At 61.5% G+C, this 20,363-nt stretch carries 12 protein-coding genes, 2 tRNA genes and 2 rRNA genes; 8 read left to right on the top strand and 8 right to left on the bottom strand.

The features are described from left to right. Positions 1 to 127 precede the first annotated feature (127 nt). On the top strand, positions 128 to 847 hold the full coding sequence (locus AC24R4_RS06115) for a DUF3047 domain-containing protein (RefSeq protein WP_487522501.1): 720 nt from the start codon (positions 128 to 130) through the stop codon (positions 845 to 847). Positions 848 to 864: 17 nt separating this feature from the next. Here the strand turns inward: AC24R4_RS06115 and AC24R4_RS06110 are convergent, their stop codons facing one another. Further along, a complete protein-coding gene (locus AC24R4_RS06110) occupies positions 865 to 1,614 on the bottom strand; it encodes a lipoate--protein ligase family protein (RefSeq protein ID WP_487522991.1) in 750 nt (249 codons plus the stop codon). 185 nt (positions 1,615 to 1,799) lie between these two features. Between AC24R4_RS06110 and AC24R4_RS06105 the strand changes: the two genes are divergently transcribed. The 3 genes from AC24R4_RS06105 (at position 1,800) to AC24R4_RS06095 (ending at position 6,690) form a co-directional block, all read left to right on the top strand. Continuing rightward, positions 1,800 to 3,362, top strand: coding sequence for a methyl-accepting chemotaxis protein (locus AC24R4_RS06105; RefSeq protein ID WP_400397053.1), 1,563 nt, complete (start codon positions 1,800 to 1,802; stop codon positions 3,360 to 3,362). A 329-nt stretch (positions 3,363 to 3,691) separates the two neighbouring features. Beyond that, positions 3,692 to 6,196, top strand: a complete 2,505-nt coding sequence (locus tag AC24R4_RS06100) for a glycoside hydrolase family 19 protein (RefSeq protein ID WP_487522500.1) — start codon at positions 3,692 to 3,694, stop codon at positions 6,194 to 6,196. Continuing rightward, positions 6,193 to 6,690 carry a hypothetical protein gene (locus AC24R4_RS06095; RefSeq protein ID WP_487522499.1) on the top strand — a complete coding sequence of 166 codons (498 nt, stop codon included), beginning with the start codon at positions 6,193 to 6,195 and terminating at the stop codon, positions 6,688 to 6,690. The genes AC24R4_RS06100 and AC24R4_RS06095 overlap by 4 nt, the downstream gene beginning before the upstream one ends. Before the next feature lie 19 nt (positions 6,691 to 6,709). Here the strand turns inward: AC24R4_RS06095 and AC24R4_RS06090 are convergent, their stop codons facing one another. The 7 genes from AC24R4_RS06090 to AC24R4_RS06060 all read right to left on the bottom strand — a co-directional run bounded on the left by AC24R4_RS06090 (position 6,710) and on the right by AC24R4_RS06060 (position 14,704). Continuing rightward, positions 6,710 to 7,720 (bottom strand): LLM class flavin-dependent oxidoreductase, encoded by a 1,011-nt coding sequence (locus AC24R4_RS06090; RefSeq protein ID WP_400397436.1) that lies wholly within the window; start codon positions 7,718 to 7,720, stop codon positions 6,710 to 6,712. A gap of 115 nt (positions 7,721 to 7,835) precedes the next feature. Continuing rightward, positions 7,836 to 10,457 (bottom strand): hypothetical protein, encoded by a 2,622-nt coding sequence (locus AC24R4_RS06085; RefSeq protein ID WP_487522498.1) that lies wholly within the window; start codon positions 10,455 to 10,457, stop codon positions 7,836 to 7,838. Between the two features lie 90 nt (positions 10,458 to 10,547). Next, entirely contained in the window at positions 10,548 to 11,525 is a 978-nt protein-coding gene (locus AC24R4_RS06080) for a DedA family protein/thiosulfate sulfurtransferase GlpE (protein ID WP_487522497.1), read from the bottom strand. A 114-nt stretch (positions 11,526 to 11,639) separates the two neighbouring features. After that, entirely contained in the window at positions 11,640 to 12,071 is a 432-nt protein-coding gene (locus tag AC24R4_RS06075; protein ID WP_487522496.1) for an Hpt domain-containing protein, read from the bottom strand. Further along, entirely contained in the window at positions 12,068 to 12,712 is a 645-nt protein-coding gene (locus AC24R4_RS06070) for a response regulator (RefSeq protein ID WP_400397455.1), read from the bottom strand. The genes AC24R4_RS06075 and AC24R4_RS06070 overlap by 4 nt, the downstream gene beginning before the upstream one ends. A gap of 344 nt (positions 12,713 to 13,056) precedes the next feature. Beyond that, the gene (locus AC24R4_RS06065; RefSeq protein WP_487522495.1) at positions 13,057 to 13,878 is read right to left on the bottom strand and encodes a hypothetical protein; all 822 of its coding nucleotides are present in this window, start codon (positions 13,876 to 13,878) and stop codon (positions 13,057 to 13,059) included. Positions 13,879 to 14,314: 436 nt separating this feature from the next. After that, positions 14,315 to 14,704: an OsmC family protein gene (locus AC24R4_RS06060; RefSeq protein WP_487522494.1), complete on the bottom strand. Its 390-nt coding sequence runs from the start codon at positions 14,702 to 14,704 to the stop codon at positions 14,315 to 14,317. 589 nt (positions 14,705 to 15,293) lie between these two features. Here AC24R4_RS06060 and AC24R4_RS06055 point away from each other — a divergent pair. The 4 genes from AC24R4_RS06055 to AC24R4_RS06040 all read left to right on the top strand — a co-directional run bounded on the left by AC24R4_RS06055 (position 15,294) and on the right by AC24R4_RS06040 (position 20,245). Next, a 16S ribosomal RNA gene (locus AC24R4_RS06055) occupies positions 15,294 to 16,825 on the top strand. Positions 16,826 to 16,888: 63 nt separating this feature from the next. After that, positions 16,889 to 16,965: transfer RNA gene (locus tag AC24R4_RS06050), tRNA-Ile, on the top strand. A 12-nt stretch (positions 16,966 to 16,977) separates the two neighbouring features. Then, positions 16,978 to 17,053, top strand: a tRNA-Ala gene (locus AC24R4_RS06045). 311 nt (positions 17,054 to 17,364) lie between these two features. Continuing rightward, positions 17,365 to 20,245: ribosomal RNA gene (locus AC24R4_RS06040) — 23S ribosomal RNA — on the top strand. The 16S and 23S rRNA genes sit together here with 2 tRNA genes alongside, the layout of an rRNA operon. Positions 20,246 to 20,363: the final 118 nt, after the last annotated feature.

Below are 20,363 nucleotides of genomic sequence, written 5' to 3'. Positions count from 1 at the left end.
ATGTCAGCGCGCGTCCGATCGTGCAATCAGTCGCCGGCTCACGGCACGTTGCCGGCCGGCTACCTAGAATGATGAGGAACTCGCGACGCTTGCGCGAACCCTTTCACCCGAACACGAAGGCCGTCCCATGGTCCGCCCCCCTATTGCAGTCCTGTTGTCCGCCCTGCTGTGCTGCGCCGCCCTGCCGGCGCTGGCGGACGGCCCCGGCGTTTCGTTTTCGGCCGGCAAGCCCGGTGGCGCGCTGCCCGATGGCTGGCAGAACCGCCCGGTGGTATCCGGCAAGAAGCTGACCCGCTATGCGCTGGTCGCCGCGAACGGTACCACGGTGCTGCAGGCCGACGCCGCCGGCGCCGCGTCGGGCCTGGTCCACGAAGGCGATATCGACCTGTCGAAGACGCCGGTCGTGGAATGGCGCTGGAAAGTGGCGGCGGCCATCCCGGGTGCCGACAACAGCGTGGGCGCCAGGGAGGATGCCCCGGCTCGCCTGGTGTTCTTCTTTGACGGCCGCAGCAGCAACCTGTCGATCGGCGACCGTGCCGAGGCACTTGCCGCCGGCGTGGCAGGGGAAAAGCTGCCCTACGCCACGCTGATGTATATCTGGACCAACAGCGCGCCGGTGGGCACCGTCATCGCCAATCCGCATACCAGCCGCGTACAGATGATCGTGGTGGGCAACGAGGCCGGCAAATGGCAGACCTTGCGCCGCAACGTGGTCAGCGACTTCCAGAAGGCGTTCCACGAAGCGCCGGGCAAGCTCACCGGTTACGGCATCCTGACCGACACCGACAACACCGGCGCCACGGCGCGAGCCTGGTACGGCGATATCGGCTTCCAGCCCGGCAAGTAGCCCTGGCAGGCCGCCACCTAACTACCGGGCGGCGTGGAGGCCGCAATGGCTGCCTGAATCGCCGATGACACGCGCGCGGTGAGGCCGCTGGCGTCGTCCAGCCCGGCGGCTTCCCTGACGCTGACCACCTTGGCCGGGTCATAGTGCCGGCCGCTACCAATGGCCGCCTCGAACGCATTGGCGCGCGCGTTGATGTCTTCCGGATCGGCATCCACCAGCAGGATGGCGTGCGCCAGCACCAGATGGCGCTGGCCGTCCGGCGTCTGCACGTCGGCCGGCGCCCGCCGCCAGTACTGGGCGGTGCCGGCGATCTTGCGTGCGCGGTCGCCGGGGCCCCAGGCCAGATTGTACCGGCCATCGCAGAACGATCCTTCCACGGCTTGCCAGTGCGTTTCCACACCCACCTGGCGCAGGCCGGCGGCGATGACCTCGCACAGGTGCAGGTAGACAGGTTCCATCCAGCTGGCGGCGCCCTTGGGCACGGCATAGGCCAGGCTGACATTGAGAATGCCCGGCCCCTGCGGCACCAGGCCGCCGCCCGACATGCGCAGCCAGACCGGACACCCCTTGGCGGCAAAGTCCGCGCGGGCCGCCTCGATGCCGGGCTGGCGCAGGTAGCTGCGCGGAATCACCAGCGACAGCGGCGCTTCCCATAACTGGGCTACCGGACCCGAACGGGCGGCGTGGTCCAGCAGCGTCAGTTCGCCCTGCAGCGGATCGGCCTCGGTGGGGGGGAAATCGACAAACGAAAACGTCGTGGCGTGCATCAAGGTCATGGCAGCTCGAAAGGTTGGCCTGGCAACGTCCGGTCACGGATCTCACGTGCAGCTTACGCCATGCGCCAGTCTGGTGCTAAAAAGTTGCGCCGCAAATGCCGTTATCTCCGAGGCAAACAAAGCCCTCCCGCGAAGGGTCCCGCGGAGTTCTCCCCTACACCTCAGCCTGTCGCATCATGAACCGACTTACCCTCAATGCCAAACTTTGGGCGGCACTCGCCGTCATGTGGGTGCTGCTGCTGGCGCTCGGCGCCTGGAACGCCTTCCACACCAAGTCCGTGATGATGGCCGAGCGCCGCGACGGCCTGCAGTCGCTGGTGGCGACGGGCGAGGGCATCGTCAAGCTGTATGCCGAGCGCGCCGCCAAGGGCACGATGTCGAAGGAAGACGCCCAGAAGGCCGCCAAGGACGCGCTGCGCGCGATGCGCTTCGGCCAGAACGGCTACCTGTTCATTGTCGACTCCAAGCCGCAGGTGATCCTGAACCCGGGCCTGCCGCAGACCGAGGGCAACCAGGTTGGCGAATTCAAGGACCCGGACGGCGTGTACGTGTACCGCGCCATCATCGAGGGCGCGCGCCGCACCACTGGCGAGGACGCCGGCTTTTCCACCTATCGCGGCCGCCTGCCCGGCACCGAGAACCCCCAGCGCAAGCTGACCTATGGCCGCTACGTGGCCGACTGGGACTGGTTTGTCTGCACCGGCGTGTTCCTGATCGACATCGAGGACGCCTTCCGCGCCAACCTGATCAACGCGCTGCTGAGCACGCTGCTGATCGGCGCCCTGATCGCCGCCGTGATGGGCATGATCATGCGTACCGTCAAGCGCAGCCTGGGCGGTGAGCCGGCCTACGCCGTGGAAGCCGTGGCGCGCATCGCCGGCGGCGACCTGACCGTGCCGGTGCAGGTGCGTGCCGACGACCACCATAGCGTGCTGGCCGCGATGCAGCAGATGCAGCACCGCCTGTCGGCCACGCTGGGCGACATCCGCGGCGCGGCCGGTTCGATCGCCACCGCGACCCACCAGATATCGGCCGGCAACCACGACCTGTCGCAGCGCACCGAGGAACAGGCCTCGGCGCTGGAGCAGACCGCATCGAGCATGGAACAACTGACGGGCATCGTGCGCCAGAACGCCGACAATGCGCGTCAGGCCAGCGCACTGGCCGTGAACGCTTCGGAGATCGCCAACCGTGGCGGCGAAGTGGTCAGCGAGGTGGTGGCCACGATGGGCGAGATCAACCAGGCATCGCGCCAGATCGTCGACATCATCGGCGTGATCGAAGGCATTGCCTTCCAGACCAACATCCTGGCGCTGAATGCCGCCGTGGAAGCCGCCCGCGCGGGCGAACAAGGCCGTGGCTTTGCCGTGGTGGCCGGCGAGGTGCGCAGCCTGGCCCAGCGCAGCGCGAACGCGGCCAAGGAAATCAAGACACTGATCGACAATTCGGTGGCGCAGGTGGACAACGGCTCCACGCTGGTGACCAAGGCCGGCGAGACCATGCAGGAAGTGGTCGGCGCCGTCCGCCGCGTGACCGACATCATGGGCGAGATCAGCGCCGCATCGGCCGAACAGAGCACCGGCATCGAGCAGGTCGGCCAGGCCGTCACGCAGATGGACTCGGTGACCCAGCAGAACGCCGCACTGGTGGAAGAAGCCGCCGCCGCCGCCCAGTCGCTGGCCGAGCAGGCCGAATCGATGATGCGCGCCGTCTCGACGTTCCGCCTGGCACGGGTCTGAAGCAACGCGGCGCCATCGCCGCCATCGGCCTGATGAAAAAAACCGCGGTTTCGGCTGCGGTTTTTTGTTTGAGCGTTTCGATCAGACGGCTTGCCTCGATTTGCTCGCCCCTCGACCTGACGGCGCCACATAGGCATAGCCTTAATCTGCATGGCTATTGCGCTAGATCGTGAACGAACCGGAATTCGTGCAGTGAAGGTTTACCGCGCCCGGACAGATCGCTTACTGTGCGCCGCTAGGTATTCCGCCGGCGACAGTATTCGGACGAAGTCGTCGGCTCGCGACGTCGAGGGCGATATGAATTCTGGAATCTCCAATTAAGGCGGACAATGTCGAACAGCAAGCCGACTACGCCGCGCCTGCCACCGTTGAAGCCGTTGCGCTTCACTTTTCCGATGCGCAAGAAGGGGCAGGGGAACAATGCCTCTGCGGTCGAGATTATCGACGAGCATGAATTCCACAGGCTGCTAAAGAACGAGCCATCCGGTGGCTATTCGGTCAGCCGCAGCGGCATGTGGCATGGCGGTATCCATATCTCGGAAGCAGGGGCGGGCCAATTCCTGGACATCAGGCTTGGCGTGCGTTGCATAGCCGATGGCGAGGTTGTGGCGTGGCGTTTGAACAAGGCTTATCCGGTCAGCGAATTGCCCGCAGGTGACGACAACCCGGCGGTCAATGCCCCCTATAGCACCGGCTTTGCCCTCGTCCGCCACGCGATGGAGTTTCCGCGCGGCACCACGCTCACGTTCTTCAGCCTGTACATGCACTTGCAGGACCTCAGGGGGTATGAGGACGAAACCCGGCTACCTAGGCCGGCGTACTGGTCGCCCGAGTTCAAGGTCACGACGTTTGCTCGGGACAAGCCTTCCAGAGGCACCCACGGACAGCCCGGCCCCGCAGAGCAGCAAGGACTACGCGTGCGCGCGACCCGCCCTTATGGCAGACCGCTTTGCATCCTGCCGCAGGGCACCCAGTTCAGCATCAGCGAGCGTGCCGGGAACTGGGGCAAGATCAAGAATATCCACGAGGCGCGGCCGTATCCGCCCAAGGCGGGCGCGTTTGCGGCGCCGACTGCCGCCCTTGGGGGATGGGTCTTCCTGGGCAAGGAACACGGCGGGCATGTCGTCGAGGAAGTCATGCCGGAGGATCACCTCGACAAGGTGGTCGTTCCGACACCACCCGTCAAGATCAAGGCAGGCGAGCTGATTGGCTACCTGGGGCGCTACGATTCTCTGAATCAGAAAACCTCCAGCCGGATGACGCATGTCGAGGTGTTTTGCGGGGATGACATCAAGTCGTTCCTTGCGAAAGGACGAGAGTGGATTGCGGAGAAGTCTACTTACCCCAAGGAATGGAAGGCGCTTGGGCTGCCGGCGGAGCCAACGATCCTGCGTGTGGGAAAAGGAACCAAGCTGTACAAGGCAGCATTGCACGAGGGAAAGGACGCACCCCGCACCGATGTCATTGTCGTTGAAAAATTCTCGGAACTGTCTCGGAATTCGGAGAACCGCTATGCGGAGTTAGCACCGGGAACCGACAACCTCAAGCTGAACTGGTGGAAAGTGGGCGGTGCAACCATGCTACGCAACCCCATCAGCGGTTGGGTGCGAGAGCAAAACTTCGCCGGTGGTCGCGTGACCCGTGAATTCCCACAATCGTGGATCGACTTTGACACATTGGAACACGCGCATGACCCGACGCATACGTTGTTTGCGGCTACCCAGTCATACGTCGACTATGTAACGGGGGCGGACGTGCCGGAGTCTGCGGCACTCTCCAAACTGAGCCCGCTGATGACTGCAATCTATCGCGCAATCTACCCCGCGCACGACGACAGGCGCGCCGCCGACGAATTATGTTGCGTGGCTAACGACCCGTGGCGTGCTCTGACGATGTCGCGGCTCATCATCAAGCACGAAAGCGAATGGGCTAATCCTGCCAAATGGAAGCGGCTCGTCACGGCCCTTGGAGAAGCGCGACAACACGAGGCCGAGCAAAAACGAATCGAAGACCTCGTCTGGTGGGATGACGTGAAAGCTGCTCTGTCCGACCTGCCGGGGCCGGAGGTGTTTCATATTCATCCTGTCGCGCTGGTGGGGAATTTTGGCCGGGGTCTATTCAAATTCACAATTGCAATGTTGGAGTCCTTGTTCCCAACGGCAAAAAGATCCGACCTTTTGGAAATCACGGAAGAGATTAACCTACATCTTGAATTTTATAAGTTGGACACGCCACTCCGGCGAATCCATTTTTTTGCGCAAGTCATGCAGGAAACCGGAGCCTCCCTGAGGCTTGAGGAAGGGTTTATATGGAAGGCGAGTGCCTTGTCAGTATTTTCGTATTTTCGAGAATATCCGAAGGAAGCCGAACTTCACGGATATGACAAAGTTCGGCCAATTAAGGCGGACGGTCAGGCGATGACGCAAGATGATTTCGAAGCTATTGCCAATGGAGCCTATGGCGGTCGCAAAGACCTCGGAAATGGAAGTTATGAAAGCGGCGATGGATGGAGATATAGGGGAAGAGGAATCAAGCAGCTTACAGGCAGGGCAAACTATCGCGATTTTACTCAGTGGCATGCGACAAACCAAAAGGAATGGCCGGAAGAAATCGTCGATTTTGAAGAAGAACCCGATCTGCTGCGTCAGCCAAAATATGCGATGCGCTCGGCCGCGTATTTTTGGGTAAAAAATCGACTCCCGGGAATTGCCGATAAAGGGGCGGCAGATGAGCAGGTAAATAAGATAACCAAGATCATAAACATGTACACCGACAGCTATGAGAAGCGGGTGCGAAACTTTAAGGCGATCTACGAAAAAGGGATTTTCGATTGAACGACAAAATCAAAATTGCTGCGCGCGTCATGGCCTGTATCTCGTTGCAGATGGCGTTGCCTGCCGTCGCGGGAGCCGACGAGACGACGTTGTGCGGTTCCTCTGAGGAAGTATATTTCAGTTGCCTGGTCGGTAAAAAAATCGTCTCGCTATGTGCGTCCGGAAATATATCCCCTGGTAATGGATATGTTCAATACAGATTTGGAATGCCGGAAGCGATTGAACTTCAATATCCTGCACTTCCTTCGCCTCCGAAGAATATCTTTTCAATCAGTGACATCGCCGCAGGAAACGTCAGTTTCACTCATGTGAAATTTCGCTCGGGGGCTTATGATTACGTGCTGTATCAGGGTCACCCAAGCGGAGTCTACGTAGTGAAAGGTGGGCGTCCTGTTGCGAACCACGTGTGTCAAGCGGGGGATTATGTTTCTATTAGCCCGCGCGCTTTTCGCGGCATCGAGACGGTGGACCCTGTCGACGGAATCGATAATTAGTTGCAGGCCCACCGCCCTTTCAAATCACCGCCGTCCTCTGCACTGCCTGCATCGCGTCCGCCGCGATCTCGAAGGAGTGCAGGCGTGCCGGGTGGTCATAGATCTGGCCGGTCAGCATCAGTTCGTCGGGGCGCAGGTCGTCGACAAAACGCTGGATGCCGTCGCGTACCGTTGACGGGTCGCCCACCACGGAGCAGGCCAGCGAGCGGCGGATGTGATCGGCCTCGCTGGCGTCCCACAGGCGGCTGATGTCGTCCACGGGCGGCTTGAGCTGGCCGGGGGTGCCGCGCACCAGGGACAGGAACTGCTGCTGTAGCGAACTGAACAGGCGGCGCGCCTCGTCGTCGGTGTCGGCGGCGAATACGTTCAGCCCCAGCATCACGTGCGGCCGGTCGAGTTGATCGGATGGCCGGAACGTGCGGCGGTACAGGTCAACGGCCTGGCGCATGAAGCCCGGTGCAAAGTGCGACGCGAATGCGAAGGGCAGCCCCATTGCGGCCGACAGTTGGGCGCTGAACAGGCTGGAGCCGAGCAGCCATAGAGGCACCTTCAGCCCGGCGCCAGGCACGGCGCGCACGCGCTGGCCTGGGCGCACGTCGTCGAAGTACGCCTGCAACTCCTCAACGTCCTGCGGAAAGCTGTCGGCGGTGTCGTGATCGAGATGGCGACGCAGCGCCCGCGCCGTGGCCTGATCCGATCCCGGCGCGCGGCCCAGGCCCAGGTCGATACGGCCCGGATAGAGCGATGCCAGCGTGCCGAACTGCTCGGCCACCACCAGTGGCGAATGGTTCGGCAGCATGATGCCGCCCGAGCCGACGCGAATGGTCGACGTGCCCTGCGCCACGTAGCCGATCAGCACGGCGGTGGCCGCGCTGGCGATGCCGGGCATGTTGTGGTGCTCCGCGAGCCAGAAGCGGCGAAAGCCCAGGCGTTCCGCGTGCCGGGCCAGGTCCAGCGTGTTGTGCATGGCCTGGGCCGCGTCGCTGCCTTCCGCGATCGGCGAAAGATCGAGCAGGGAATAGGGAATCATCGGTTGCCACGCGCGACGTATGCCGCACGTCTTTTGAACTCAGGGACGGGCTATGGTAGTCACAGCCGAGCGATCGTGCTGGCGCCGCGCAAGAGGCCATGCTGGCCGTGGGGCCTCATGGAAGCCGCGCGAACAGTCGTGCGCCGATCGGCCCCGTGGCGATGCGCAGGCCAAGCGCCCGCCCCAGCGCGCGATGGTGTTCCCATCGCAAATCTCCGAAAAATGCGTGAGTTCGGTCTTCGGGGGGGGATGCCGGATGCAGCGCGTCGCACGGGCGTACCGCGTCGGGGGCCCAGCCGGCGAGGCACGGCCTGATGACAATGATGCGGGCCCGGGGCGGGCGGGCCTGTCCCGCCTCGTGGACATTCAGAAGCACTGCAAACTTGTCGCCGGCATCGGCCGGAGCGTCGCCGGAAAGGTCGTCTGGCGTGCCGAAAACCGTGCCCAGCACGGGGTCACGCGCGGCAGCGGGGTCTACCTCGATCCTCAGGCCCAGGTCCGCGCGCGCACGCGCGATCAGGTTGTCCAGGTCGGCAAAGCGGTTGCCGCCATCGCGTCCAAGATCGCCCCAACCATCGCACAGCACGATCAGGCCCACCTGCCGCTCGGGCCGCAGCAGTTCGTAGACCGCCGTGTTGTCGAAGTGGCCGCCATCCGACAGATACTGCCAGCCGCCCCGCATGCCATGGAAGCGCCCGGTCAGTTCGCAGGCCAACTGGTATTGGGTGCGGAACAGCTGGCCGAACCAGCCGGGTCGGCGCGGATGGCTGGCGCCATGGGCCGTCATGCGTCCTTGCCACCAGATCCCGGGACGCAGATTGGCCAGCCCGACCAGCAGCGAAGCGCCCGGCGTGGCGGCATTGCCTGGCCCGATGGGCACGGCACCGCCGGAAAGCGCGATCCAGTCGCCGACGGCACGTAGCTGCGCACCGCCTGGCATGCCATCTGGCTCGCCGAGCGCGCCGTGGCATGGCTTGCCATCGACAGTGATCCGAACATAGTGGCCCGGCGTGGCGAGCCCTGCGGCGGGTGGCAATGCATGGGGGGAGCCGGGTCCGACGCAAAGCGGCCGACCCCGCCGGCCGCACGGAATCCGCTGTCCCGCCAGGTCGATCGACTCGTTCAGCGTCACATTGATCAGATGCAGCGGCGCCAACGCGCGCGGATCGTAGTACCCGTCGAGCGCCAGCGCGTCGCCGGGCGTCGGGGTGGTCCGGTTTGCCGCATCGGTGGCGGCATGGCGCTGCCCATTGGAGGCCCCTAGATAAATACGCGTGAGCCGCGCGGCATGAAGCGGCTGCAGCGTCGACAGATTCACCAGGCCAACGCCGCGCCCCACGCCGATGGCAATGGCCAGTGCGATCAAGGCCAGCGCGACCAGGGACGACGTGGTCCACGCCTTGCCGAAAACCAGCCAATCGACGGGTTCCCCGCCGTCCCAGCGCACCCAGAGCACGAGCCACGACCACAGCGCGACGAGCAGAAGCGCCAGCGTGGCCGCGGCGGCGCCTGTCAGCAGTGCGGCAAGAGACGGCGCGGGAAGCCAGCGCCATGTCGCGCCCGTCGCGGCGGTGGCAGCGCGCGGGATGGCAGCGCGGCGGGTGGCGCCGTGATGGACCAGCCAGGCCAGCGCGGCCGCAGTCAGGGCGGGGCCGGCCACGCGCCAGGGGTGCGCGGCCATGGATCCATACAGATACCAGCTGCGGGCGATGGTGTCGGCCACACCCAGCGCCGCCAGCCCGGCTGTCAGCGTGGCCGCGGCGCGCAACGCACGCGCGGCCCGCGCACGGTACGCGGCCACGGTGCGCGGCGCCGGCAGCAGTACGACCAGTCCGGTGGCCACAACGAGCCAGATCAGGAGGGCCGTCTTGAAGGTTTCCATCAGCACCAGCGCGCTGGCCATGCCGGTCAGCAGCACCGCCCGCGTCAAGGCACGGGCCGGCTGGCCGGCATCGTCCGTGCGCGGAGACAGGAGCCAGCAGGCCATGGCCGGCGGTGCGGCCAGCAACAGCGCCGATGCGATCGGCAGCCACAGGTATTCGCTCCACCAGACGGCGGGAAGGTTCTCGTTGAAGGCCCGTCGCGCGGCGTAGAGCAGCGTCATCTCGTCGCGGCCCACGCCGGGCCACGCGCCGATCATCAGATGCAGCCCAAGCGCCAGCAGGGCCAGGATCGCCAGCAGCATGCTGCCGAGAATGCACTGCATTGCCAACCAGTTGCGCACCACGACGATGGCCGCCCACAGGCCGTCCCCAGCATCTGCCGATGTCAGCCCACGGCTACGCTCGCGCAGCCACGCCATGGCGCGGCGGCCGGCCGGGGCGTTCGAATTGCCTTGCAAGGTGCCATAGGCGGATTCGGCGGCTTGCCGGGGGGTGCTCCCTGGCTCCAGCCGGCCAGGTACGAACAGGCTGGTAAAGAATGCGCCGATGAAACTGCCGCTGCCAACCGTCGACAGGTAGTCGAAACGGGCCAGCAGCGATTGGCCTGGCGGCGTCGAGGCTGGCATGCCACTGTCTGGGGAAAGGGGCGACGGGGGATAAGCTGACTCGGACAGCGCCTGCATGACGCCCAGGCAGAAGGCGGCGCCCCGCAGGCCGCCACCGGACAACGCCAGAGCCACGCGTTGGCGCGCGGCCGGCGCGGCGGGCAGCCGCAGCGCGCGACGACGATGCGTCACTCGGGCGGCTTCATCGTCCCACCCGGAATCGTCCCAGCCCTGGTTGGCATCCGGCATGCCCGCCCCTTTCGCGCACAGACCGTCTGGGGTCAGTATAGGAGCGGCAGCAGAACGGAAAGCGGCGATCGGCTTGGGCCGGGCGTGGCCCTAGTGCGCGGCCGCCTGGGTCGGCGCGTCGGGCGTGTTGGCCGGCACCGGATTCAGTGCGCCTTGCAGGCGCTTCCATTCATCGAAGCCGCCGGCCAGTGCCCAGGTGTTCGGGTAGCCGGCCGCACGCAGCCGCTCGGCGAGCACGGCCGCCGACATTTCATGCGGGCAGGCGCAGTAGACGACGATGTCGGTGCCCTTGTCGTGATCGGCCAGTGCGCTGAACGGTCCACGCATTTCCATGACCAGGGCGCCGGGAATCCGCTCGATCGGCGTCGTGCCATGCGCCCGGACATCGACCACCACCATGGGGCGGTCGGCCGCGCCACGGCGTTGTTCCATTTCCATCACGGTCATGCGGGGGATGCGGCCCGTGCGGCGCAGCAGGCGCCAGCGTTGCCAGAAGCGCCAGACGATGAACAGGGCGAATCCGCCCAGCGCAACCAGGACAGCGACGTGGCCATAGGCGCTGAACGCCGCCAGGATCGTGTCGACGAAGTCGCTGAAGACCACGCCGGCCAGCAGCGCCCCGCCGGCCCAGACCAGTGCGCCGAGCGCGTCGTAGCACAGGAAAGTCAGGAAGGGCGTGGCCGTCATGCCCGCCATGGCCGTGGAGAGTGCCCCTGCACCGGGCAACAGCTTGGCAAATACCAGCGATCGCGGACCCACCCGCAGGTACAGCGACTGGGTCTGGCGGATGCAGGTGTCGGGCGACAGGGACACCCGGCAGATCGTGCGCAGCATGGGCTGGCCCAGCCGCTTGCCGGCGAAGTACCAGGCGCTGTCCGCGATCAGGCAGGCGGCGATGACCGCGAACAGGACCGCACCAATCGACGGGCCGGTCTCCTGCATCGACAGTGCGCCGGCCACGAACAGCATCGGATAGGCCGGCACCGGCAGACCCGCCTGCTCGGCCAGCACGTTCAGGAATACCAGACTCAATCCATGGCCTTCGAGCAAGGCCTGCAGATCACCCACGACATGTCTCCCGCGTTTGGTCATTGCCGGCGGCGTTGAAGCAAGGGGGCACCGCCGGACCGGTGTGTAGTGTGCCAGCGCGCCGCGTGGCTTGCATGCGGCTGAATCGCCGGGTTACTTCAAATTCGTTGAAGGGAATGCGTCCGGGTTGTGCTCGCCAGTGCTGCCTTGCCCCGGACGCAAAGCCAGTAGTGTGTCATTGAACTCCTTCAGGATAGCGGTGTATCGCGGAAACAGTGTGTTGACGACCGCGGCATTGGCTTGGCCGGCGGCCGATTCCAGTGACTTGCCGGCCGCTACGAGCGTGTTGCAGCGCGCCAGAGCCGCGCTGCCCTTGATGCGATGCAGGCTGCGCTGCACGGCGGCCCAGTCCCGCAGGGCGATGGCCTTGCGCAAGGCGCGCGCGTCGGCGGCATTGCCGTCCAGCAGGCGGGCCACCAGCATGGCTTGTACAGTGGCGTCGTGGCATGCCGCACCCCGCACCGCAACGCCGATGGCGTGGCGTTCTTCGGCGGTGAGATGGATGCATGCCGTACCAGTGTTCATGGAACCAGCCGGCAGCGGCGCGCAAAGTCGACCAGATCGACCAGGGATTCGGCGCCGAGTTTGTTCATGATGCGCGTCTTGTAGCTGCTCACGGTCTTGTTGCTGATGAACAGGGCCTTGCCGATGGCCTTGTTCGTCATGCCGCGCGTGAGCATGCGCAGGACTTCCATCTCCTTGTCGGTGAGCTTTCCCAGCCCTTCGGTGTCGTTTGGAGATTGCCCGTCGCGCTGTGGGTCGCGCGGCATGTCGCGGGGCGTGCATGACGGAAACACCGAAAATCCGCCAAGCACGCTTTGCACGCAGCGCACGATGGCTTCCAGATCCTGGGTCTTGCTGACAAAGCCTTGCGCGCCGGCCTGCATCGCGCGGGCAGCGAACGGCACGGCATCCTGCGCGGTCAGCACCAGCACGCGCACACCGGGGTGGGCCGCCCGCATGCGCGGTACGGCGTCCAGTCCACTCATGCGTGGAATGTCCAGGTCCAGGATAACGAGGTCGGCCCGGTATTGCCTGACCAGATCGACGGCGGTCTGGCCGTTGTCGGCTTCGGCGATGCGCTTGATGTCCGGCAACTGCGACAGCTGTGCCCGCAGGGCGAGTCGCAACGCCGGATGATCGTCGACGATCAGGATGGTTGTCATGCCTTGCTCGCATGGCCAACGGGATGGGCCACTGTTTCACATGGCGACCCAGTATAAGGAGGGCTCCCCCCGCCGAAAATGCGACGCTTCCGCAATTGCTGTGGGAAATTTCCGCAACGAGTCTGAAAGTTGCAGAAAGTCGGCGTTACGTCAGCCGCTCAGTCGAGGCGCGGCGTTGCGCCGGCCAAAAAAATAGCGACCCGCCGTGCTTACGGGGGCCGCGAATCGGGAATGCGAGGAGGTCAGATTCCTCAAGGAGAGTTATCGACACTTCGCAGGTCGGCTGATCCCCACCGAGGTGGGGCATGCGGCACAAATGGCCGTCGGCCATGCCGCACGCCGTGTCATGCCATCAGCCGGTCGGGCCGGGTGGCCGGCGCCGCGCGTGCCCGCAGGCGGCGAACCCTGACTTCGACCTCGGCATGAGCGGCATCGAGCCAATCGATCCGATGCCGCACCGGATCGTTGGGCGAAAGGTCGTGCTCGCTGATTTCGCGCAGGAAGTAGCGCACCATGCTGCCCGCGCGTGCCGGCACGGGCATCATGCCCAGCAATTGGTCGTGCGCAAGCAAGCCCAAGCTGGCCGCGTGCTGCAAGGCGGCCCATGCGGTACGGCCCAGCGCGACATACACGGCATCGGGGCGGCATTGCCGCAGCGCCCCGAGGAACAGGTTGTCGAACACTATCCGCAGCATGGGGGCATCGAGCAGGTCTTCCAGCGTGCCATCAAACACCAGGCCGCGCCGGGTAGTGGCGTGCGGCAACACGGCCAATGGCTGGATCGCCTCGAATCCATCGTTCCAGAGTGCGGCGGCGTGCGGCTGGCCGATCAGCTCGGGAATCCGGAAGTGATCGAGCATCCGGATCAGATTGGGCCGAACCATGCGCCCGCCAAGTTCCACCCGCCTTTTGTGTTCGCGCTGAATGACGCGGCCGGGCGCGTGTGCGCGCAGCAACTCGTCGGTCACCGTCGCAGCCAGTTGCACATGCGCATGGCCCGGCGTGGTACTGACCAGTATCAGTCTGGCGTTTTCGTTTCGATGCTCGAACGGAACGTACTTCATGACATAGGTCCCGTCCTGATCCACAACGACTGGCTTATCTGCGATACCGCGAATGCCGCCACGACGGATTCGCGCGCAATACTCTTCTAGGTAATTCGCCAAGATGTCCCCGCTCCCGATGCTTCCCTGACTTGAGCAACCGATGTTCTTTTTTGGGTCCATATTAAGCCCCGATGAAGTGCCGACCAAGCGCATGAGTGCGCAATACATCGCATTGCGACACAAGCTCCGTGGGCCATCGAACAAAGTCTGAAAACGTGCCCCGCGTTTGCGGGATGCGATTCAGGGTCGGTTCTGTCTCGCGCTGCAGAACAACAGTGCGCGCGTTTTGGGACAGGAAGATGACGCGCTGCCGATGCGAGGCTGTCGGATCAGGAAAGGCAAACGGAGAGGGAGAAAGGGCGAGCGCAAAGGGCGAAGAAAAAGGCCGGACACGGAGGTGTCCGGTAACCCATTTGCTGACTCAGGTCGTGTCAGAACCCGAGGACACAAATGATAACGATTATCATTTGTGCGGTCAATGCTTTAGATATCGGACTCAGGCGGCCAGCGTGGTGTCAATCGTGATCTGCGCGCTGAGCGACTTGTGTACCGGGCACTTGTTGGCCACGCGGAGCAAGTCTTCCCGCACGTTCGGCGCCAGTTCCCCGCGCAGTGCAATATGACGGATCAGCTTGTAGGACCCCGGGGTTTCCTCGTGGGCCACGCTGACATGGATTTCCTGAAGGTCGTAACCTTTGCGCTTGGCGTAGATCTGAAGCGTGAGGGTGGTGCAGGCCGCCAGCGCAGAGTCCAGCAGATCGTGCGGGTTTGGGATCGCCGGATTGCCCATCGGCGCATCAAGGTCGGCCTGCCACTGCGCCGTTCCGTTGCCGAGATCGCAGACGCTTGAGCCGGAATCGGCCAGCCATTTGGCTTGGATTGTCATTGGTAGTGTTCCTGGTTCCTGTGTTCTGGTGAAAAGGCGGGCGGGCAGCCCGGCGACTCTGATTCTATACATGCACCGCCGCGGCTGCCTCCCAGGTGGCCTAATAGCATCTTTTGAGATTTTTTCACGGATGGATGACAAGGGGCTTGCGCCCCCGGCCAATCCCATCTAATATTCGCCCCCTCGCAACACAAAGCGCGCTGCAAACGCAGCAGCGACAAGGGTTGCGGGGTTGGCAGGAGGTTGGGGTTGCGAGGGTTCGCGGCACCGGCCGGCAGAAAAAAGTTCTGCAAAAACTGTTGACGAAACGTTGAATGCTCTGCATAATCTCGTTTCTCCGCTGCGACGAAAGACGCGGCGACAGCGAACGGCAAAGCCGGTCGCTCGGGTTCTTTAACAAACAAACAACCGATAAGTGTGGGCGCTTGATGGCGAACGCCACGGAGCTTCGGCTTCGTGATGCTTCAAAAGTTATCAGTGCTCGCACAGTAAAACATGTTGGTTTGCGTCGCGAGACGTGAACCAGTCAGTTTTCTGAGAGTGAGCGACCGCTCGAAAGAGCGAGGTGCTTCGGCACCACACAGAGATTGAACTGAAGAGTTTGATCCTGGCTCAGATTGAACGCTGGCGGCATGCCTTACACATGCAAGTCGAACGGCAGCGCGGACTTCGGTCTGGCGGCGAGTGGCGAACGGGTGAGTAATACATCGGAACGTACCCTGTTGTGGGGGATAACTAGTCGAAAGATTAGCTAATACCGCATACGACCTGAGGGTGAAAGCGGGGGACCGCAAGGCCTCGCGCAGCAGGAGCGGCCGATGTCTGATTAGCTAGTTGGTGGGGTAAAGGCCCACCAAGGCGACGATCAGTAGCTGGTCTGAGAGGACGATCAGCCACACTGGGACTGAGACACGGCCCAGACTCCTACGGGAGGCAGCAGTGGGGAATTTTGGACAATGGGGGCAACCCTGATCCAGCAATGCCGCGTGTGTGAAGAAGGCCTTCGGGTTGTAAAGCACTTTTGTCCGGAAAGAAAACGCTCTGGTTAATACCTGGGGCGGATGACGGTACCGGAAGAATAAGCACCGGCTAACTACGTGCCAGCAGCCGCGGTAATACGTAGGGTGCGAGCGTTAATCGGAATTACTGGGCGTAAAGCGTGCGCAGGCGGTTTTGTAAGACAGGCGTGAAATCCCCGAGCTCAACTTGGGAATTGCGCTTGTGACTGCAAGGCTAGAGTATGTCAGAGGGGGGTAGAATTCCACGTGTAGCAGTGAAATGCGTAGAGATGTGGAGGAATACCGATGGCGAAGGCAGCCCCCTGGGACGTCACTGACGCTCATGCACGAAAGCGTGGGGAGCAAACAGGATTAGATACCCTGGTAGTCCACGCCCTAAACGATGTCAACTAGTTGTTGGGGATTCATTTCTTCAGTAACGTAGCTAACGCGTGAAGTTGACCGCCTGGGGAGTACGGTCGCAAGATTAAAACTCAAAGGAATTGACGGGGACCCGCACAAGCGGTGGATGATGTGGATTAATTCGATGCAACGCGAAAAACCTTACCTACCCTTGACATGCCACTAACGAAGCAGAGATGCATCAGGTGCCCGAAAGGGAAAGTGGACACAGGTGCTGCATGGCTGTCGTCAGCTCGTGTCGTGAGATGTTGGGTTAAGTCCCGCAACGAGCGCAACCCTTATCTTTAGTTGCTACGCAAGGGCACTCTAGAGAGACTGCCGGTGACAAACCGGAGGAAGGTGGGGATGACGTCAAGTCCTCATGGCCCTTATGGGTAGGGCTTCACACGTCATACAATGGTGCGTACAGAGGGTTGCCAACCCGCGAGGGGGAGCTAATCCCAGAAAACGCATCGTAGTCCGGATCGTAGTCTGCAACTCGACTACGTGAAGCTGGAATCGCTAGTAATCGCGGATCAGCATGCCGCGGTGAATACGTTCCCGGGTCTTGTACACACCGCCCGTCACACCATGGGAGTGGGTTTTGCCAGAAGTAGTTAGCCTAACCGCAAGGAGGGCGATTACCACGGCAGGGTTCATGACTGGGGTGAAGTCGTAACAAGGTAGCCGTATCGGAAGGTGCGGCTGGATCACCTCCTTTCCAGAGGCTTGTGTTCACAAGTCAAGCGTTCACACTTATCGGTTTGTTTGCTGTTACAGCCAAGGGTCTGTAGCTCAGGTGGTTAGAGCACCGTCTTGATAAGGCGGGGGTCGTAGGTTCAAGTCCTACCAGACCCACCAAGTTATCTACGCGGGGGATTAGCTCAGCTGGGAGAGCACCTGCTTTGCAAGCAGGGGGTCGTCGGTTCGATCCCGTCATCCTCCACCACTTACCTTGATCGAGGATCGGGGTAACGAGACGACCTGGTTGGTAGTCAAATGAAAGCATTCAGTGCTGAGTGCTTTCATTTGGCATTGCCAAGCGACGATAAGTCGGCTGTTCTTTAACAATATGGGATGTAGTAAAGGTGTCGCGAAGCGTTGATGAGACGCTGCAGTACAAACGCGATACCGGGTTGTGATTGTATCAACCAAAATGTATTTAAGTGATCGAAAGATGACTTGGAATACGGCACAAACGCGAGAACTCAGACCTGTAGCCAGCGTGGACAGCGGAGACGTTAGACACACTCGTTATAGGGTCAAGCGAACAAGTGCATGTGGTGGATGCCTTGGCGATCACAGGCGATGAAGGACGCGGTAGCCTGCGAAAAGCTTCGGGGAGCTGGCAAACAAGCTTTGATCCGGAGATGTCCGAATGGGGAAACCCGACCCGAATGGGTCATCCCTTGCTGAATACATAGGCAAGGGAAGCGAACGCGGCGAACTGAAACATCTAAGTAGCTGCAGGAACAGAAATCAACCGAGATTCCCAGAGTAGTGGCGAACGAAATGGGAAGAGCCTTGCACTCTTTAGCAGAACTGTTAGCAAAACGGGATGGAAAGCCCGGCCATAGCAGGTGATAGCCCTGTATGCGAAAACAGATTTGTGGAACTAGGTGTGCGACAAGTAGGGCGGGACACGTGAAATCCTGTCTGAAGATGGGGGGACCATCCTCCAAGGCTAAATACTCGTGATCGACCGATAGTGAACCAGTACCGTGAGGGAAAGGCGAAAAGAACCCCGGGAGGGGAGTGAAATAGATCCTGAAACCGCATGCATACAAACAGTCGGAGCCTGGCAACGGGTGACGGCGTACCTTTTGTATAATGGGTCAGCGACTTACATTCAGTGGCAAGCTTAACCGATTAGGGAAGGCGTAGCGAAAGCGAGTCCGAACAGGGCGTTGAGTCGCTGGGTGTAGACCCGAAACCAGATGATCTATCCATGGCCAGGTTGAAGGTGCGGTAACACGTACTGGAGGACCGAACCCACTAACGTTGAAAAGTTAGGGGATGAGCTGTGGATAGGGGTGAAAGGCTAAACAAATCTGGAAATAGCTGGTTCTCTCCGAAAACTATTTAGGTAGTGCCTCGTGTCTCACCTTCGGGGGTAGAGCACTGTCATGGTTGGGGGGTCTATTGCTGATTACCCCGCCATAGCAAACTCCGAATACCGAAGAGTGCAATCACGGGAGACAGACATCGGGTGCTAACGTCCGGTGTCAAGAGGGAAACAACCCAGACCGCCAGCTAAGGTCCCCAAATATAGCTAAGTGGGAAACGAAGTGGGAAGGCTAAAACAGTCAGGAGGTTGGCTTAGAAGCAGCCACCCTTTAAAGAAAGCGTAATAGCTCACTGATCGAGTCGTCCTGCGCGGAAGATGTAACGGGGCTAAGCTATATACCGAAGCTGCGGACGCACAGCAATGTGCGTGGTAGGAGAGCGTTCTGTAAGCCTGTGAAGGTGTCTTGTAAAGGATGCTGGAGGTATCAGAAGTGCGAATGCTGACATGAGTAGCGATAAAGGGGGTGAAAGGCCCCCTCGCCGTAAGCCCAAGGTTTCCTACGCAACGTTCATCGGCGTAGGGTGAGTCGGCCCCTAAGGCGAGGCAGAGATGCGTAGCTGATGGGAAGCAGGTTAATATTCCTGCACCGTCGTATGATGCGATGGGGGGACGGATCGCGGAAGGTTGTCCGGGTGTTGGAAGTCCCGGTCCCTGCATTGGAGAAGGCGCTTAGGCAAATCCGGGCGCGGAATTCAAGGATGTGGGGCGAGCGGCCTAGTGCTGCGAAGCAATCGGAAGTGGTTCCAAGAAAAGCCTCTAAGCTTCAGTCATACGAGACCGTACCGCAAACCGACACAGGTGGGCGAGATGAGTATTCTAAGGCGCTTGAGAGAACTCGGGAGAAGGAACTCGGCAAATTGGTACCGTAACTTCGGGATAAGGTACGCCCTGGTAGCTTGACTGGCCTGCGCCAGAAGGGTGAAGGGGTTGCAATAAAATGGTGGCTGCGACTGTTTAATAAAAACACAGCACTCTGCAAACACGAAAGTGGACGTATAGGGTGTGACGCCTGCCCGGTGCCGGAAGATTAAATGATGGGGTGCAAGCTCTTGATTGAAGTCCCGGTAAACGGCGGCCGTAACTATAACGGTCCTAAGGTAGCGAAATTCCTTGTCGGGTAAGTTCCGACCTGCACGAATGGCGTAACGATGGCCACACTGTCTCCTCCCGAGACTCAGCGAAGTTGAAGTGTTTGTGATGATGCAATCTCCCCGCGGCTAGACGGAAAGACCCCATGAACCTTTACTGTAGCTTTGCATTGGACTTTGAACCGATCTGTGTAGGATAGGTGGGAGGCTTTGAAGCGTGGACGCCAGTTCACGTGGAGCCGTCCTTGAAATACCACCCTGGTTTGTTTGAGGTTCTAACCTTGGCCCGTGAATCCGGGTCGGGGACAGTGCATGGTAGGCAGTTTGACTGGGGCGGTCTCCTCCCAAAGTGTAACGGAGGAGTTCGAAGGTACGCTTGGTACGGTCGGACATCGTACCTAAAGTGCAATGGCAAAAGCGTGCTTAACTGCGAGACCGACAAGTCGAGCAGGTGCGAAAGCAGGACATAGTGATCCGGTGGTTCTGAATGGAAGGGCCATCGCTCAACGGATAAAAGGTACTCTGGGGATAACAGGCTGATACCGCCCAAGAGTTCATATCGACGGCGGTGTTTGGCACCTCGATGTCGGCTCATCTCATCCTGGGGCTGTAGCCGGTCCCAAGGGTATGGCTGTTCGCCATTTAAAGAGGTACGTGAGCTGGGTTTAAAACGTCGTGAGACAGTTTGGTCCCTATCTGCCGTGGGCGTTGGAATCTTGACGGGGGCTGCTCCTAGTACGAGAGGACCGGAGTGGACGTACCGCTGGTGTACCTGTTGTCTCGCCAGAGGCATCGCAGGGTAGCTATGTACGGAAGAGATAACCGCTGAAAGCATCTAAGCGGGAAACTCGCCTGAAGATGAGGATTCCCTGGAGGCTTGACCTCCTTGAAGGGTCGTTCGAGACCAGGACGTTGATAGGCTGGGTGTGGAAGCGCAGTAATGCGTTAAGCTAACCAGTACTAATTGCCCGTAAGGCTTGATCCTATAACCAGTGTGTTTGACCTGGTTGGACCAGAGTCCGCGTGTGCCACAGGCATACAACACAACCCCTTTACTACACCCCAGATTCGCTGCGCTGATGCATGTCAGTGCGGCAACCCCT

Source organism: Cupriavidus sp. CER-90 (assembly GCF_057652055.1).
Note: the sequence above shows the minus strand (reverse complement) of the source record. Positions and strands in the feature narration are given on the sequence as shown.

Bases quoted from the DNA above. Each gene is read 5' to 3' on its own strand.
- AC24R4_RS06060 (WP_487522494.1), bottom strand. From the start codon at position 14,704: ATGACAATCCAAGCCAAATGGCTGGCCGATTCCGGCTCAAGCGTCTGC.
- AC24R4_RS06100 (WP_487522500.1), top strand. From the start codon at position 3,692: ATGTCGAACAGCAAGCCGACTACGCCGCGCCTGCCACCGTTGAAGCCG.
- AC24R4_RS06075 (WP_487522496.1), bottom strand. From the start codon at position 12,071: ATGAACACTGGTACGGCATGCATCCATCTCACCGCCGAAGAACGCCAC.
- AC24R4_RS06085 (WP_487522498.1), bottom strand. From the start codon at position 10,457: ATGCCGGATGCCAACCAGGGCTGGGACGATTCCGGGTGGGACGATGAA.
- AC24R4_RS06070 (WP_400397455.1), bottom strand. From the start codon at position 12,712: ATGACAACCATCCTGATCGTCGACGATCATCCGGCGTTGCGACTCGCC.
- AC24R4_RS06110 (WP_487522991.1), bottom strand. From the start codon at position 1,614: ATGCACGCCACGACGTTTTCGTTTGTCGATTTCCCCCCCACCGAGGCC.
- AC24R4_RS06090 (WP_400397436.1), bottom strand. From the start codon at position 7,720: ATGATTCCCTATTCCCTGCTCGATCTTTCGCCGATCGCGGAAGGCAGC.
- AC24R4_RS06115 (WP_487522501.1), top strand. From the start codon at position 128: ATGGTCCGCCCCCCTATTGCAGTCCTGTTGTCCGCCCTGCTGTGCTGC.
- AC24R4_RS06105 (WP_400397053.1), top strand. From the start codon at position 1,800: ATGAACCGACTTACCCTCAATGCCAAACTTTGGGCGGCACTCGCCGTC.